General features: G+C 71.9%; 11 protein-coding genes. All 11 read left to right on the top strand.

The features are described 5' to 3' along the window. Window positions 1–16 precede the first annotated feature (16 nt). Window positions 17–3997 (top strand): alpha/beta fold hydrolase, encoded by a 3981-nt coding sequence (locus ACIP6U_RS48505; protein ID WP_401729946.1) that lies wholly within the window; start codon window positions 17–19, stop codon window positions 3995–3997. 130 nt (window positions 3998–4127) lie between these two features. Further along, window positions 4128–5318 carry a cytochrome P450 gene (locus tag ACIP6U_RS48500; protein WP_401729943.1) on the top strand — a complete coding sequence of 397 codons (1191 nt, stop codon included), beginning with the start codon at window positions 4128–4130 and terminating at the stop codon, window positions 5316–5318. Between the two features lie 8 nt (window positions 5319–5326). Beyond that, window positions 5327–6535, top strand: a complete 1209-nt coding sequence (locus ACIP6U_RS48495; RefSeq protein ID WP_401729941.1) for a cytochrome P450 — start codon at window positions 5327–5329, stop codon at window positions 6533–6535. Window positions 6536–6546: 11 nt separating this feature from the next. Beyond that, a complete protein-coding gene (locus ACIP6U_RS48490; protein WP_401729940.1) occupies window positions 6547–6810 on the top strand; it encodes a ferredoxin in 264 nt (87 codons plus the stop codon). Then, window positions 6807–7118 carry a phosphopantetheine-binding protein gene (locus ACIP6U_RS48485; protein ID WP_401729938.1) on the top strand — a complete coding sequence of 104 codons (312 nt, stop codon included), beginning with the start codon at window positions 6807–6809 and terminating at the stop codon, window positions 7116–7118. The genes ACIP6U_RS48490 and ACIP6U_RS48485 overlap by 4 nt, the downstream gene beginning before the upstream one ends. 157 nt (window positions 7119–7275) lie before the next feature. Then, window positions 7276–7839, top strand: coding sequence for a hypothetical protein (locus ACIP6U_RS48480; RefSeq protein WP_401729937.1), 564 nt, complete (start codon window positions 7276–7278; stop codon window positions 7837–7839). Next, window positions 7836–9161, top strand: a complete 1326-nt coding sequence (locus tag ACIP6U_RS48475) for a peptidoglycan-binding protein (RefSeq protein ID WP_401729936.1) — start codon at window positions 7836–7838, stop codon at window positions 9159–9161. The genes ACIP6U_RS48480 and ACIP6U_RS48475 overlap by 4 nt, the downstream gene beginning before the upstream one ends. Beyond that, complete coding sequence (locus ACIP6U_RS48470) at window positions 9158–9883, top strand: ABC transporter ATP-binding protein (protein ID WP_401729935.1); 726 nt, start codon at window positions 9158–9160, stop codon at window positions 9881–9883. The genes ACIP6U_RS48475 and ACIP6U_RS48470 overlap by 4 nt, the downstream gene beginning before the upstream one ends. Before the next feature lie 80 nt (window positions 9884–9963). Beyond that, window positions 9964–11136 carry an ABC transporter permease gene (locus ACIP6U_RS48465; protein WP_401729945.1) on the top strand — a complete coding sequence of 391 codons (1173 nt, stop codon included), beginning with the start codon at window positions 9964–9966 and terminating at the stop codon, window positions 11134–11136. Between the two features lie 106 nt (window positions 11137–11242). Further along, window positions 11243–12307 carry a 3-deoxy-7-phosphoheptulonate synthase gene (gene aroF / locus ACIP6U_RS48460; RefSeq protein ID WP_401729933.1) on the top strand — a complete coding sequence of 355 codons (1065 nt, stop codon included), beginning with the start codon at window positions 11243–11245 and terminating at the stop codon, window positions 12305–12307. Between the two features lie 304 nt (window positions 12308–12611). After that, window positions 12612–13562 carry a streptomycin biosynthesis protein gene (locus ACIP6U_RS48455; protein ID WP_401729930.1) on the top strand — a complete coding sequence of 317 codons (951 nt, stop codon included), beginning with the start codon at window positions 12612–12614 and terminating at the stop codon, window positions 13560–13562. Window positions 13563–13729: the final 167 nt, after the last annotated feature.

Raw genomic sequence — 13729 nt, 5'->3', positions numbered from 1 at the left:
CGGCGAGATCGAGGCCGTGTTGACCGCGCACCCGGCTGTTGCCCAGGCCGTGGTCGTCGCGCGTGAGGACGGCCCCGGCGACAAACAACTCGTCGGCTACCTCGTCCCGCAGAGCCGGCCCGAGGGCCAAGGGCAGGACATCGACATGCGCCAGGTCCGCGCGCATCTCGCCGATCGGCTCCCGGAGTACATGGTCCCGGCCGCGCTCCTCGTCCTCGACGCTCTGCCTCTTACCCCCAACGGCAAGATCGACCGGGCCGCCCTGCCCGCCCCCGACTTCGCGGGACGGGTCTCGGACAGTGCGCCGGTCGGGGAGACGGAGGAGAAGCTGTGCGCGCTCTTCGCTGAGGTGCTGGAACTGGAGCGGGTCGGCGTCGACGACAACTTCTTCGACCTGGGCGGTGATTCGGGGCTGGCGATGCGGCTCGCCGCGCGTATCCGGGAGGAACTCGGTTCCGACCTGAGCATGCGGCAGTTCTTCGGCGCGTCGACGCCCGTGGGTGTGGCCCGCATGCTCGCGGCGAAGGCACGGCCGGAGCTCGGGCCGGCCGAACGGCCGGAGGAGATACCGGTCTCGGTGGAACAACAGCGCACCTGGCTGATGGCCGGCCTGGCCGAGGAGGCGGGGGGCGCCCACCGGAGTTCGGTCGCCCTGCGGCTCAGTGGCGCTCTGGACCGTTCGGCGCTGGAGGCGGCGCTCGGGGACGTCGCCGTGCGGCACGAGATTCTGCGTACGCGGTTCACCGGCGGGCGAGCCGACGACCTGCGTCAGCAGGTCCTGGACGCCGACGACATCGCGGCCAGGCCCGCATTGTCCGTGACCCGCGCCGGCGAGGAGGAACTCGCCGGACTGCTCGCCGAGCGCTCGGGTCGCGAGCTCGATCTGGCGCGTCAACTGCCCTGGGCGGCCGACCTGTTCGGACTGTCCGACACGGAGCACGTGCTGTTGCTGGTCGTGCACCGGATCGCCGCCGACGACGCCTCGCTGGAGATCGTCGTCCGTGACCTGGCCGCCGCCTACGGTGCCCGCCGGACAGGGCGCAAGCCGGAACGGGCCGCGCTGTCGCTCCAGTTCGCCGACTACGCGCTGTGGGAGCGGGAGCTGCTGCGGGGCGCGGAGGAACCGGACAGTCTCGTCAGCGACCAGCTCACCTACTGGAAGGAACGGCTGGCCGATCTGGAGCCGGAGCTGCCGCTGCCGTTCGACCGGCCGCGACCGGTGCTGGCCGACCACCGGACCGGGTCCGTGCCGCTGAGCCTCGACGCGGACGCGCACGACCGGCTGGTGGACACCGCCGAAGCCGAGGACGCCTCGGCCTCCATGGCCGTACAGGCAGCCCTGGCGCTGCTGTTGACGCGGCTCGGTGCCGGTGACGACATCGTGCTCGGAACCCGGCTCTCGCGGCGCTACGAGGAAGGTGACCTGGAGGGTGTGGTCGGGCCGCTGACCCACCCGCTGGTGCTGCGCACCGACACGTCCGGTGATCCGACGTACCGGGAACTGCTGCGCCGCGTGCGGGAGGTGAACCAGGAGGCTCTGCGGCACGCGGACGTGCCGTTCGAGCGGCTCGTGGACGTGCTCGGGCAGCCGGCCTCGGCGGCCCGCCACCCGGTGTTCCAGGTACTGGTGGAGGTCAGCGACCTGAGCGTGGACGAACTGGACGCGGCGGACCTGCCCGGACTGCGCACCACGCGGCTGGACGGCGTACGTGGCGACACCGAGCTGGATCTGTGGTTCGCGCTGAACGAGCGCACCCACGGGGACGGCACGCCCGACGGCATCGAGGGACTGCTGCGGTACGCCACCGAGCTCTTCGACGCCGCGACCGCGACCGCGCTCGCGGAGCGGCTCGTTCGGGTGCTGGAGCAGGTAGCGGCCGATCCGGAGGCGCGGCTGAGCGAGGTGGACGTGCTGCTAGGGGAGGAGGAGCGGCGCCGGCTCGTCGGCGAGTCCGTGGACCCCGCGGGCGACCTCGCCCACGACACCGTGCTCGGTCTGCTCGCCGAGCAGGTGGCACGGACGCCGGAGGCCGTCGCGGTGAAGGGGCAGGACGGGGCGCTCGGTTACCGGGCGCTGGACTCGGTGACCGACCTGCTCGCGCGCCGGCTGTCCCGGCGGGGCGTGGGTGCGGAGCAGCGGGTCATCGTGATGCTGCCGCCCGGGGTGGGCTTCACCGTCGCCGTGATCGGCGTACTGAAGGCCGGTGGTGTGTGCTCCTTCGTCGATCCGACCCGGCCGTTCGTCGGCGGCGCGGACGGTCCGGGGCCGCGCAGTCGGCCCGCCGCGCTGGTCTGCACGGCGGCCATGGCGGGGCGGATGAACGCGGACAGCAGGATCCCGGTGCTGTGGATCGACGACCTGACTCAGGAGGGCGCGGAGTTCCCTGCCGTCGTGGCGAGCGACGGAGCCGTGCCCGCGTCCTCCCGGCCCGGTCAGGCTGCCGTCGTTCTCGACGCGCCGGTGGCGGACGGCTCCCTTCTCGGCTCGGTCGTCGACCACCGGGCGCTGCTGCACCAGACGGCGCACCGGCTGCGTACCGCGGTCACCGGCACCGCACCCGCGCTGCTGGACGCGCGCGCTCCCGTCGGCGCGTTCCTCGTACCGCTGCTCGCGTCGCTGAGCGCGGGCGGTGGCGTCCGGTTCGTCGTGCCGGGAGAGGACGCGGTGGCCCTGGCCGACGGGCAGGACACGACCCTCGTCACCACCCGGGAGCGGCTGCGGAAGGTCATCGGACCGGAGGCGGGACACCGTCCGTTCGCCGAGGTCACGGTGGTGGAGAACGGTCGGCCGGTCGTCGACGACGAGGCCCGCGAGTGGCTGGACCTGCATCCGCGGACCCCGCTGGTGAGCAGCCTCGCCGGGGTCGGGACGGCGGGGCCGTGGCTCGAACACCGGCCGCTGCCCGGCGATTCGATGCCGGCGCGCCTTCCGGCGGGCAGGCCCGTGCACGGCAGCCGGGCACTCGTCCTGGACGACCTGCTGCGCCCGGTTCCGCCGGGGGTCGTGGGTGACGTCTATGTGACCGGCACCCCGCTGTCCCGCGGACTCACGGGCGGCGCCTCCCTGACTGCCGAACGCTTCGTCGCCTCCCCCTACGGAAAGGCGGGCGAGCGGATGCTGCGGACCGGGGAACGGGCGCGGCGGAGTTCGGCCGGGCTGCTGGTACTGCGCGACCCCGGCGAGGAGCGGGACAGGACGTCCCGGGCCCGGCGCACGGTCACCGACAGCCGGGAGCTGGAAGTGCTGCTCCCCCTGCGCGCCACGGGCGACCGCCCGCCGCTGTTCTGCCTGCACGAGACGACCGGCCTGAGCTGGATCTATGCCGCCCTCCTCCAGTACCTGCCGCAGGACCTGCCGGTCTACGGCGTCCAGGCACGCGGTCTGACCGGCGCCGAACCGCCGGCGGACAGCATCGAGGAGATGGCGGCGGACTACGCCGAGCAGATCCGCTCGGTGCAGACCACCGGCCCCTACCACCTGCTCGGCTGGTCACTCGGCGGGGTCCTCGCCCACGCCGTGGCCGCCCGGCTGGAGGAACTGGGCGAGGAAGTGGCCCTCCTCGCGATGCTCGACGCCTACCCCCGGAACGGCGTCGGCACGTCCCTGTACACCTACGACGACGAGGAGACACCCGAAGGACGGGACAGCGGGCGCCGGATGCAGCGCGGCCCCGGCGGCCAGGACATCACCGGTGTGAGCGGCCCGGCGCTGGAGAACGTCAGGAAGGTCATACAGAACACGGCCGGATTCATGCCGGACCACACACCGGGTCACATCCGGGGCGACCTGCTGGTCTTCGTCGCGACGCAGGACCGCCCCGAGGACAAGCCCGTACGGGAGGCCGTCGCGAGCTGGACGCCGTACGTCGGCGGAGACGTCGAGTCGCACGAGATCGCCGCCCGCCACAAGGAGATGCTCAAGCCCACCCCGGCCGCGCACATCGGACGCGTGCTCACCGAGAAACTCGGGAAATACGTCGGCGCGGAAAAGGAGTGAGATTCCGGCACCCCCGTATTTCCCCCCGGAATTGGTCAGTTGGACATTCGTTGACGCCCACGCCGTGCGATTTCACACTCGGACGGTGGGCCACGGAACCCGCGGTGAGAACTGAGAAAGGGAATCGCCGATGCCGAAACCCCCGGAAATACCCCTGCACAACCGCCGGGCCGGACTCGATCCGCTGCCCGAACTGGGTCGTACGAGCCGGGAGTGCCCCTTCACGGAGACCGCCGCACCGAGCACCTCGGCGCGTGCCTGGCTCGCCTCCGGCAACGAGACGGTCCGCACGGTCCTCGGCGACGCCGAGCGGTTCAGCACCCTGCCCCCGGCGGACAGCAAGGAGGACTCCCGCCGTCTCATCCAGCCCGGCAACCTCCTCCAGTACGACCCGCCCGAGCACACCAGGCTCCGCCAGCTCCTCACCCCGGAGTTCACCCTGCGCCGCATGCGACGGCTGGAGCCCCTCATCGCGGACATCGTCGCGGACCGGCTCGACGCCCTCGAACTGGCCGGTCCGCCCGCCGACTTCATGCGCCACTTCGCCTGGCCCGTGCCCGGTCTGGTCAGCTGCGCGCTGCTCGGCATCCCGCAGGACGACCACGCCGAACTGGCCCGGAACCTCGACATCACGCGCGCCACCAACCGCAGCCGGCAGCAGCAACAGGCGGCCGGAAAGGCCTACATGGCGTACATGCACAAGCTGATCGGGAACAAGCGGCGTGACCCCGGCGAGGACCTGCTCGGCAGGCTGATCCGGGAGCACGGCGACGACATCACCGACGACGAACTGGTCGGCACCGCGGCCACCACCATGGCCGCCGGGTTCGAGAACGTCGCGGGCACCCTGGGCCTCGGCGCCCTGGCGCTGATGCAGCATCCGGACCAACTGGCCCTGTTCCAGGACCGGCCCGAGGTGGTCGACCGGGCCGTCGAGGAGCTGATCCGGTACGTCTCGGTCATCGCGACGGCTTCCCCGCGCACCGCACTGACGGACCTGACCATCGAGGGGCACGAGGTCAAGGCGGGGGAGACCGTGGTGTGTTCACTGATGGCCGTCAACCGCTTCCAGGCCGTGCCGTCCCCGCAGGCCCCCCGCGAGGAACTCGACATCACCCGGGAGATCACCTCCCACCTGGCCTTCGGACACGGCATCCACTACTGCCTGGGCGCCCCGCTGACCCGGCTGACCCTCCGGATCGCCTTCCCGGCCCTGCTCGCCCGCTTCCCCAAACTGCGGCCCGCGGTGCCGCCGGAGGAACTGCGCTATCGCACGCTCGCTCCCAACTACGGCGTCGACGCGCTGCCGGTCACCTGGTAGGGGACGAGATGCCACGCGAGACGACCGCCGTGCCCGTACACACCCGCCGCACCCGCTTCGACCCCTCGGACGACCTGCGCACACTCACCGGCGGCCGCCCCGTCGTGCGCCTGCCCGTGGGCCCCGGCACGGACGGCCGGCCGGTCTGGCTGGTCACCGGGTACGAGGAGGTGCGCCAGGTCCTGGGCGACCACACGCGCTTCTCCACCCGCCGGCGCACCGGCACCCCGCACGGGCCGGCGGCGCCCGACAGCGGCCGGCCGGAGCAGTCCGTCGGTCAGCTCATGGACTACGACCCGCCCGAGCACACCAGGCTGCGCCGCCTGCTGACACCGGAGTTCACCCTCCGATGTCTGCGCGGGATGGAGCCGTACATCACCGAGACCGTGACCGAACGCCTCGACGCCATGGAGGGGTTGGGGCCGCCCGCCGACCTGGTGGAGCGGTTCGCGTCGCCGGTGCCGGGAGCGGTGCTGTGCGAGCTGATCGGAGTGCCCCGCGACGACCGCGACGACTTCCTGCGCCGGGGCCACGCGCACCTGTCGGCCGCACGGGGACGGCAACGCCGGGCCGGCGCGGGGGAGTCGTTCCTGCGGTACCTCACCGGCCTGGTGGAACGGCAGCGCAAGGAGCCCGACGACGGCTTCCTCGGCGCCCTCGTGCGCGACCACGGCGACGAGCTGACCGACGAGGAACTGCGCGGCCTGTGCGTCCTGTTGATGCTCGCCGGACTGGACAACATCTCCGGCATGATCGGCCTGGGCACACTCGTCCTGCTGGAACACCCCGCCGAACTGGCCGCCCTGCGCGCCGACCCGAAGACCGCGGACCGGGTGATCGACGAGCTGCTGCGCTATCTGTCCGTCCCGCACGCCCCCACACCCCGGATCGCCCTGGAGGACGTCGTGATCGGCGGGGAGCTGGTCCACGCGGGCGAGAACGTCGTCTGCTCGCTGCCGATGGCCAACCGCGATCCCGCGCTCACCCCGGACCCTGACCGCTTCGACCCCGGCCGCGCCCCGGTGCCCCACGTCGCCTTCGGACACGGCATCCACCACTGCCTGGGCGCCGCGCTGGCCCGCGTCGAACTACGCGTCGCGCTCACCGCGCTGCTGACCCGCTTCCCTTCGCTGCGCCCGGCCGTACCCGCCGACGAGGTGCGTTTCCGAGTCAGGTCGCCCGCCTACGGGCTGGAGCGGCTGCCGGTGGCCTGGTGAGAGGAGAACGCGTGGACGGGGAGCTGGAGATCGAGGTCGACCGCGACAGATGCGTGGGCGGCGGCATGTGCGCGCTGTTCGTGCCCGCGGTCTTCGACCAGTCGGACGACGACGGCAAGGTCCTGCTCAAGATTCCGGCACCGGGTGCCGGGCTGACCGGATCGGTGCGGGGGGCCGCGACGCGGTGTCCCTCGGGCGCGATCACACTCCATGAACGGCGAGGGGACACCATGAAACACGGGGAAGACACTATGAGCACGAGGGGGGCACCATGAACGAGGACACCGCCGGCCGGGCCGGCCCGGGGGAGCTGCGCCGGTTCGTGGTCTCCCTGTGGTGTGCCGAACTCGGCGTACCGGACGTGGGGGACACGGACGACTTCTTCGCCCTCGGCGGTCACTCGCTGGCGGCGCTGAACGTCCTGACCGACGTAGAGGACGCCTACCAGGTCGAGTTGGACACCCGAGCCGTCGTCGAGCATCCGACCCTGTCGGACTTCATCTCGATGCTGGCCTCGCTGATCGGCGTCGCTCCCGCGACCCCCGACGGCGCCCGTACGGCGGCTTCCGGGAGCGCCGCCTGACCGACCACCGCACGTCGATCCACGGCCCGGTGGGCTGCGGGACGAGAGCCCCTCGTCCCGCAGCCCACCGGGCCTCTTCGTGTCCCGATGTCATGGGTGTTGCTGGTGCCGTCTTTTGTGTCCGTCGTGTGACCGGCCGCTGCGTAGAACTGGGCGCATGTTCACTCCGAAGAAGCGAGCTCTCTCGCACACCGCACTGGCCGCGTCGGCACTCGCTGTCGCCCTCTTCGTGACCGGCTGCTCCGACGACCCCAAGACCGAGGCGTCGACCGACGTCGGCGCCGGCGCCTCGGCCTCGCCGACCAGCCCCTTCGAGAAGGCCCTGGACTACGCGCAGTGCATGCGCTCCAACGGCGTCCCGAGCTTCCCCGACCCACAGCAGGACACCGGTGGGGTCCGGATCAGCCCCGGTGACGTCGACCCGAACTCCAGCGAGTACCAGAAGGCCGAGGAGGCCTGCCGCGACAAGATGCCGCAGGGCGGGGGCGGCGCGGCCGCCGGCGGCGGCCAGCTCGACTCGGCCAAGGTCGCCGAATGGGCCAAGTGCCTGCGGGAGAACGGGCTCACCAAGCTGCCCGACCCGGAGATCAACGGCGGCAACATGACCATCGACCCCAAGGCCGCGGGGATCACGCCCGAGCAGTTCCAGAAGGCGCAGCAGGCCTGCCAGGACAAGTACCCGGGCGGCGGCCTGATGCTGGGACCGGGGCCGGGCCAGTGACGACCTCCGACGAGACCGAGCTCGCCGTGCGCGGCGAGGAACCGAACGCACTGGAGCGCAGGGCACCGGACACCGTGGCGGACACCCGGGCCGGCGAGGGTGCCGAGCCGCCCGCCACCACGGGCGGCGACGGCGGATCCGACGCCGACGACCAGGCACCCGCCCGCGGCGGCCGCAGGCGCCGTCCGCTGCGCACCGCGCTGTTCGTGGTGATCGCCATCGCGGTGGCCGCGGCCGCCGGGATGGCCGCGTCCGGAACGTTCGGCAGCGACGGCGAGGGCTCCGCGAACACCGCGCCGTCCGGGCCGCCCGCCACGACCAAGGTGCAGCGCACCACGCTGACCGCCACCGAGACGGTGAACGGCAACCTCAGCTACGGCGACGCGACCGACGTACAGGCCCCGGCCGCCTCGGCCGGCACCGGCTCGGGCACGGGTCAGCAGGGCTCCGGCGGGAGCACCGCCGCCGGCGTCATCACCTGGCTGCCGACCGACGGCGTCGTTCTCAAGCGGGGCGACACCGTCTACCGCGTCGGACAGGAGAAGGTGCCGCTGCTGTACGGCTCCATCCCCCTGTACCGCACCCTGGAGACCGGGGACGAGGGCGAGGACGTCAAGATCCTCGAGAAGAACCTCAAGGCCCTCGGCTACACGGGCTTCACCGTCGACGACACCTACACGTCCGGCACGGCCGACGCCGTCGAGGAATGGCAGGAGGACCTCGACCGGCCCGAGACCGGCACCGTCCAGGTGGGCGACGCCGTCGTGGCGTCGAGCGCCCGCCGCGTCGCCGAGGTCAAGTCGGTCCCCGGCGCCCTCCTCAGCGGCAGCCTGCTGTCCTGGACGGGCACCGCGCGGGTCGTGAACGTCGACCTCGACCCGCAGTACGAGGACCTCGTCAAGAAGGGCACCAGGGCGACCGTCACCCTCCCCGACGACACCACCGTCGAGGCCGTGGTGACCGACGTCGGCACCCCGCCGCCCACCCAGAGTGGCTCCGGCAGCGACTCGGGCCAGCAGTCCGGCAGCGGCGGCAGCGACGAGGCCACCATCCCCGTACAGCTGGAGATCAAGGACCAGAAGAAGCTGGGCCGTTACCAGGCCGCCCAGGTCGACGTGGTCCTCAAGGCCGAGACCCGCGAGAACGTCCTCGCCGTACCCGTCAACGCGCTCACCGCGCAACGCGGCGGCTACGCCCTGGAGGCCGTCACCGACAAGGGTGTCGCGTACGTCCCGGTCAAGCTCGGCATGTTCGCGGGCAACCTGGTCGAGGTGACCGGGACGGGTATCAAGGCCGGCATGGTCGTGGGGGTTCCCAAGTGACCGGTCCGTCCCACCCCGTCGTCCATCTGAGCGGGGTCACCAAGACCTACGGCGACGTCCACGCCCTCAAGGGCGCCGACCTCGTCATCCGACGCGGCGAACTGCTCGCCATCGTCGGGCCGTCCGGCTCGGGCAAGTCGACGATGCTCAACATCATGGGCACCCTCGACCGGCCCACCGCCGGCACGGTGAGCATCGCCGGACATCTCACGGACGAGCTCTCCGACCGTGAACTGTCCGCACTGCGGGCCGGCACCATCGGCTTCGTCTTCCAGCAGTTCCACCTCGCCCCCGGCGTGGCGTCGGTGGACAGCGTCGCGGACGGGCTGCTCTACAGCGGCAGGCCGCGCGCCTGGCGGCGCCGGAAGGCCGAGACCGCGCTGCGCCGGGTCGGCCTCGGCCACCGGCTCGACCACCAGCCGCACCAGCTGTCCGGCGGTGAGAAACAGCGCGTCGCCATCGCCCGCGCCGTACTCGGCGATCCGCCGCTGCTGCTCGCCGACGAACCGACCGGCGCGCTGGACTCCCGCTCGGGCGCCGTGGTGATGGAGCTGCTGCACGAACTGCACGAGGCGGGCACCACGGTGGTGGTCATCACCCACGACCGGGACATCGCCGGGTCCCTGCCCCGCGAGGTCCGGGTCAGGGACGGCCTGATCGAGTACGACTCCGGCCGCCCGGCGGAACTCGCCGACCGAGTCCCCCAGGAGATCACCTCATGAGCACGCTCCACACCGAGCCGGACACGGTGGAACGGGACTGGGCGGCGCTGCCGCCGCCGACCCGCCCCAAGCCGGCCAGGATGGGCCCGGCCGACGTGGTCCGCGTGGGCGGTTCCGGTCTGCGGTCCCGGCCGATGCGGGTCTTCCTGTCCGCGCTCGGCATCGCGATCGGCATCGCCGCCATGGTCTCGGTGGTCGGCATCTCCAGTTCGTCCACCGAGGGACTCAACCGCAGGCTCGCGTCCCTCGGCACGAACCTGCTCACCGTCACCCCGGGGCAGTCCATCAGCGGCGACACCGCGCATCTGCCCGACGAGGCGGTCGGCATGATCGGCAACATCGACGCCGTCGAGTCGGTCTCCGCCATCGGCAAGACGAGCGCGAAGATCTACCGCAACGACCACATACCCAAGGAGGAGACCGGCGGCCTCACCGTCAACGCGGCCCGCACGGACCTGCCGAAGAGCATCGGGGCCGAGCTCGTCGACGGACGGTGGCTGAACGGCGCCAACAGCCGTTATCCGGCGGTCGTGCTCGGCGCCAAGGCGGCGCAGCAGGTCGGCGTCCACCAGGCGGGCGAGGACGTCCAGGTGTGGATCGGCGGACGGTGGTTCACCGTGGTCGGCCTGCTCGCCCCCAACGAACTCCTGCCGGAACTGGACTCCGCGGCCCTCGTGGGATGGCCGGTCGCCGAGCAGCTCCTGGACTTCGACGGGTACCCCACGGCCGTCTACACACGGACCGACGACTCCGCAGTCAACGACGTGCAGGCCGTCCTCGGCGCCACCGCCAACCCGGAGAACCCCAGCGGCGTCAACGTCTCACGGCCCTCCGACGCGCTGGCCGCCAAGGAGGCCACCGACGACGCGCTCAGCGGACTGCTGCTGGGCCTGGGCGGTGTGGCCCTGCTGGTGGGCGGTGTCGGCGTCGCCAACACGATGGTGATCTCCGTACTGGAACGGCGCTCCGAGATCGGCCTGCGCCGTTCACTGGGCGCCACCCGCGGACAGATCCGCACCCAATTCCTGTCCGAGGCACTGTTGTTGTCCGCGCTCGGCGGACTCGGCGGCGTGCTCCTGGGCATCGGAGTCACGGCCGGCTACGCCGCCTACCAGGGGCTGCCGTCCGTGGTGCCCCTGTGGGCGATGGTCGGTGGCGTCGGCGCCACCCTCGCCATCGGCGGCCTCGCCGGCTTCTACCCGGCCGTCCGCGCCGCCCGGCTGCCGCCCACCGAGGCCCTGGCCACCACCTGATACGGCGACACCCCCGCCGGTGATCCCCCGCACGGAGGGGGTGTCGCTGCCCCGCCCCGCGCATGTCGTCCGCGTCGTGCAGCAGTCAGCAGACAGAGGAGTAGTCATGGTCGTGGTGATGGCCCCGGAAGCCACCCAGGAAGACATAGAGGCCGTCGTCGAACTCGTGCGCGCAGCAGGCGGGGACGCCTTCGTCAGCCGCGGAGTCTCCCGCACCATCGTCGGACTCGTCGGTGACGTCGAGGACTTCGAGGCACTCAACCTGGGCGGTCGCCGCGGCGTCCTCCAGGTCATGCGTGTGTCCGCCCCGTACAAGCTGGTCAGTCGGGAGCATCATGCGGCGCGCTCCGTGGTCAGGGTCGGCGGGGTGCCGATCGGGCCCGGCACGCTCAGCCTGATCGCCGGGCCCTGTGCGGTGGAGAGCGCCGAACAGACCCTCCAGGCCGCGCTGTTGGCCCGGAAGGCGGGCGCCTCGTTGCTGCGCGGCGGCGCGTTCAAGCCGCGCACCTCGCCCTACTCCTACCAGGGACTGGGCGAGGCCGGTCTGCGGATCCTCGCCGAGGTCCGCGCGGAGACGGGACTTCCGGTGGTCACGGAGGTCATCGACCCCGGCGACGTCGACATGGTCGCCTCCTACGCCGACATGCTTCAGGTCGGTGCCCGCAACATGCAGAACTTCGCGCTGCTCCAGGCGGTCGGCCGGTCGGGCCGGCCGGTCCTGCTCAAGCGTGGTCTGAGCGCCACCATCGACGAATGGCTCAGTGCCGCCGAGTACATCGCCCAGCGCGACAACCTCGACATCGTGCTGTGCGAGCGCGGCATCCGCACCTTCGAGAGCGCCACCCGCAACACCCTGGACATCAGCGCCGTCCCGGTCGTCCAGCGGCTGTCGCACCTGCCCGTCATCGTGGACCCCTCGCACTCGGGGGGCCGCCGCGATCTGGTCGTACCACTGGCCCGAGCCGCGCTCGCGGCCGGCGCGGACGGTGTCATCGTCGATGTGCACCCGCGGCCCGAACAGGCGCTGTGCGACGGCGAACAGGCACTCACCGGAGACGACATCCGGGAGATCGCCGACGCCGTCACCATCCTGTCGCCGCTGATGGGCCGTTCCCTCGCCATGCCGCTGGCCTCCCGTCCCGGCGCCCGCCGGGTCGCCCGCGCGAACTGACCTCCCACGGCACCTCCCACTCCTCCGAGGAACGTGCCATTCCCGCCGTTTACCCGGCTCTCGAAACCCCTAGGAAACAGGGGGTGTAAGGGTCGTCCGGGCGCTGCGAGCAGGGGTTTCGATGTGGATTCGATGCTGTTAATTTCGGACACATACGCGGAAGCACGATAACCGCTGAGATCTTTTGCTCAACATCGTCCGGGGGGAGTCGAGGGCATTGGAAACAGGGTGGTTCCCGCAATCCCAGGCAAAGCGAGGCGCCGGGACGGAACCCGAGGAGGAAGAACTCGATCAACAGCCGGTCGTGGAAGTCGAAATCGACACGCTCGATCTCTCGGGTTCACCACGACTGGCCGGAGAGCGGCCCGAACACATTCAGATACTCGCCGCGATCCAGGATCCGCTGCCGCCCATCACGGTGCACCGGTCGACGATGCGTGTCATCGACGGCTTCCACCGGCTGAAGGCGACCCGCCTTCGGGGCGGACACACCATCACCGCCAGGTTCTTCGACGGGGACGAGGCGGCGGCCTTCGTCCTGGCGGTGAGACTGAACGTCGCCCACGGTCTGCCACTGGCCCTGTCGGACCGTAAACGCGCCGCCGACCGCATCATCGTGACGCACCCTCAGTGGTCGGACCGGCGGGTCGCCTCCGTCACCGGGATCTCCCCGGGGACCGTCGGTGACCTGCGGCGCCGGATGAGCTCGGACGCCGGGTCGACCGGGCACCGCCTGGGCCAGGACGGCCGGCTGCGACCGGTCGACGGCAGCGTGGGGCGGCTGCACGCACAGGAGTTGCTCACCGAGGACCCGAGCCTGTCACTACGTCAGGTGGCCCGGGCGGCGGGCATCTCCCCGGAGACGGCCCGCGACGTACGCAACCGGCTGCGCAACGGCGAGGACCCGCTGCCGCGCAGGCGCCGAGGCGCGACCGACACCCGGACCGACCGGTCCGAGGTCACCGCACTGGGGCTCGCCCGCCCGGGCGGCCGTTCCCGCGGGGAGCCGGTACTGGACCGGGCCGCGCTCGTGAAACGTCTGACGGCCGACCCGGCCCTGCGGTTCACGGAGACGGGACGCAACCTGCTGCGCCTGCTCGCGCTGCACACGGTGCGCAAGGAGGAGTGGGACGCCATCATCAACAACGTCCCCCCGCACTGCACCGACATCGTTGCCGACCTGGCCCGTCAGTTCGCCGACCTGTGGTCGGAGTTCGCGGTGCGGGTCAGCGACGAGGTGCCGCAGATCGGCTGAGCGCCGACGAGGCCGGGCGTCCGAGTGTCGAAAGCGGACGGTTGGACGCCCGGTTTCCGGTACCAGGGTTCGGCCGTGCACATGGGGTCGTGGGCGTGGGGGGGGGGGGCCCGCGACTGAGGGGGGGGGGCGCCCCCGGGGGCCGCCCCCGAGTGGCGAGAAGCCCC

Source organism: Streptomyces sp. NPDC088794 (genome assembly GCF_044750545.1).
Classification (GTDB): domain Bacteria; phylum Actinomycetota; class Actinomycetes; order Streptomycetales; family Streptomycetaceae; genus Streptomyces.
The sequence above is the reverse complement of the archived record's forward strand: the minus strand, read 5'-3'. Positions and strand labels throughout refer to the sequence as shown.

What these genes read in the sequence shown, in the direction of transcription:
- ACIP6U_RS48500 (WP_401729943.1), top strand. Translation starts at nt 4,128, where the DNA reads ATGCCGAAACCCCCGGAAATACCCCTGCACAACCGCCGGGCCGGACTC.
- ACIP6U_RS48495 (WP_401729941.1), top strand. Translation starts at nt 5,327, where the DNA reads ATGCCACGCGAGACGACCGCCGTGCCCGTACACACCCGCCGCACCCGC.
- ACIP6U_RS48485 (WP_401729938.1), top strand. Translation starts at nt 6,807, where the DNA reads ATGAACGAGGACACCGCCGGCCGGGCCGGCCCGGGGGAGCTGCGCCGG.
- ACIP6U_RS48480 (WP_401729937.1), top strand. Translation starts at nt 7,276, where the DNA reads ATGTTCACTCCGAAGAAGCGAGCTCTCTCGCACACCGCACTGGCCGCG.
- ACIP6U_RS48465 (WP_401729945.1), top strand. Translation starts at nt 9,964, where the DNA reads ATGGGCCCGGCCGACGTGGTCCGCGTGGGCGGTTCCGGTCTGCGGTCC.
- aroF (WP_401729933.1), top strand. Translation starts at nt 11,243, where the DNA reads ATGGTCGTGGTGATGGCCCCGGAAGCCACCCAGGAAGACATAGAGGCC.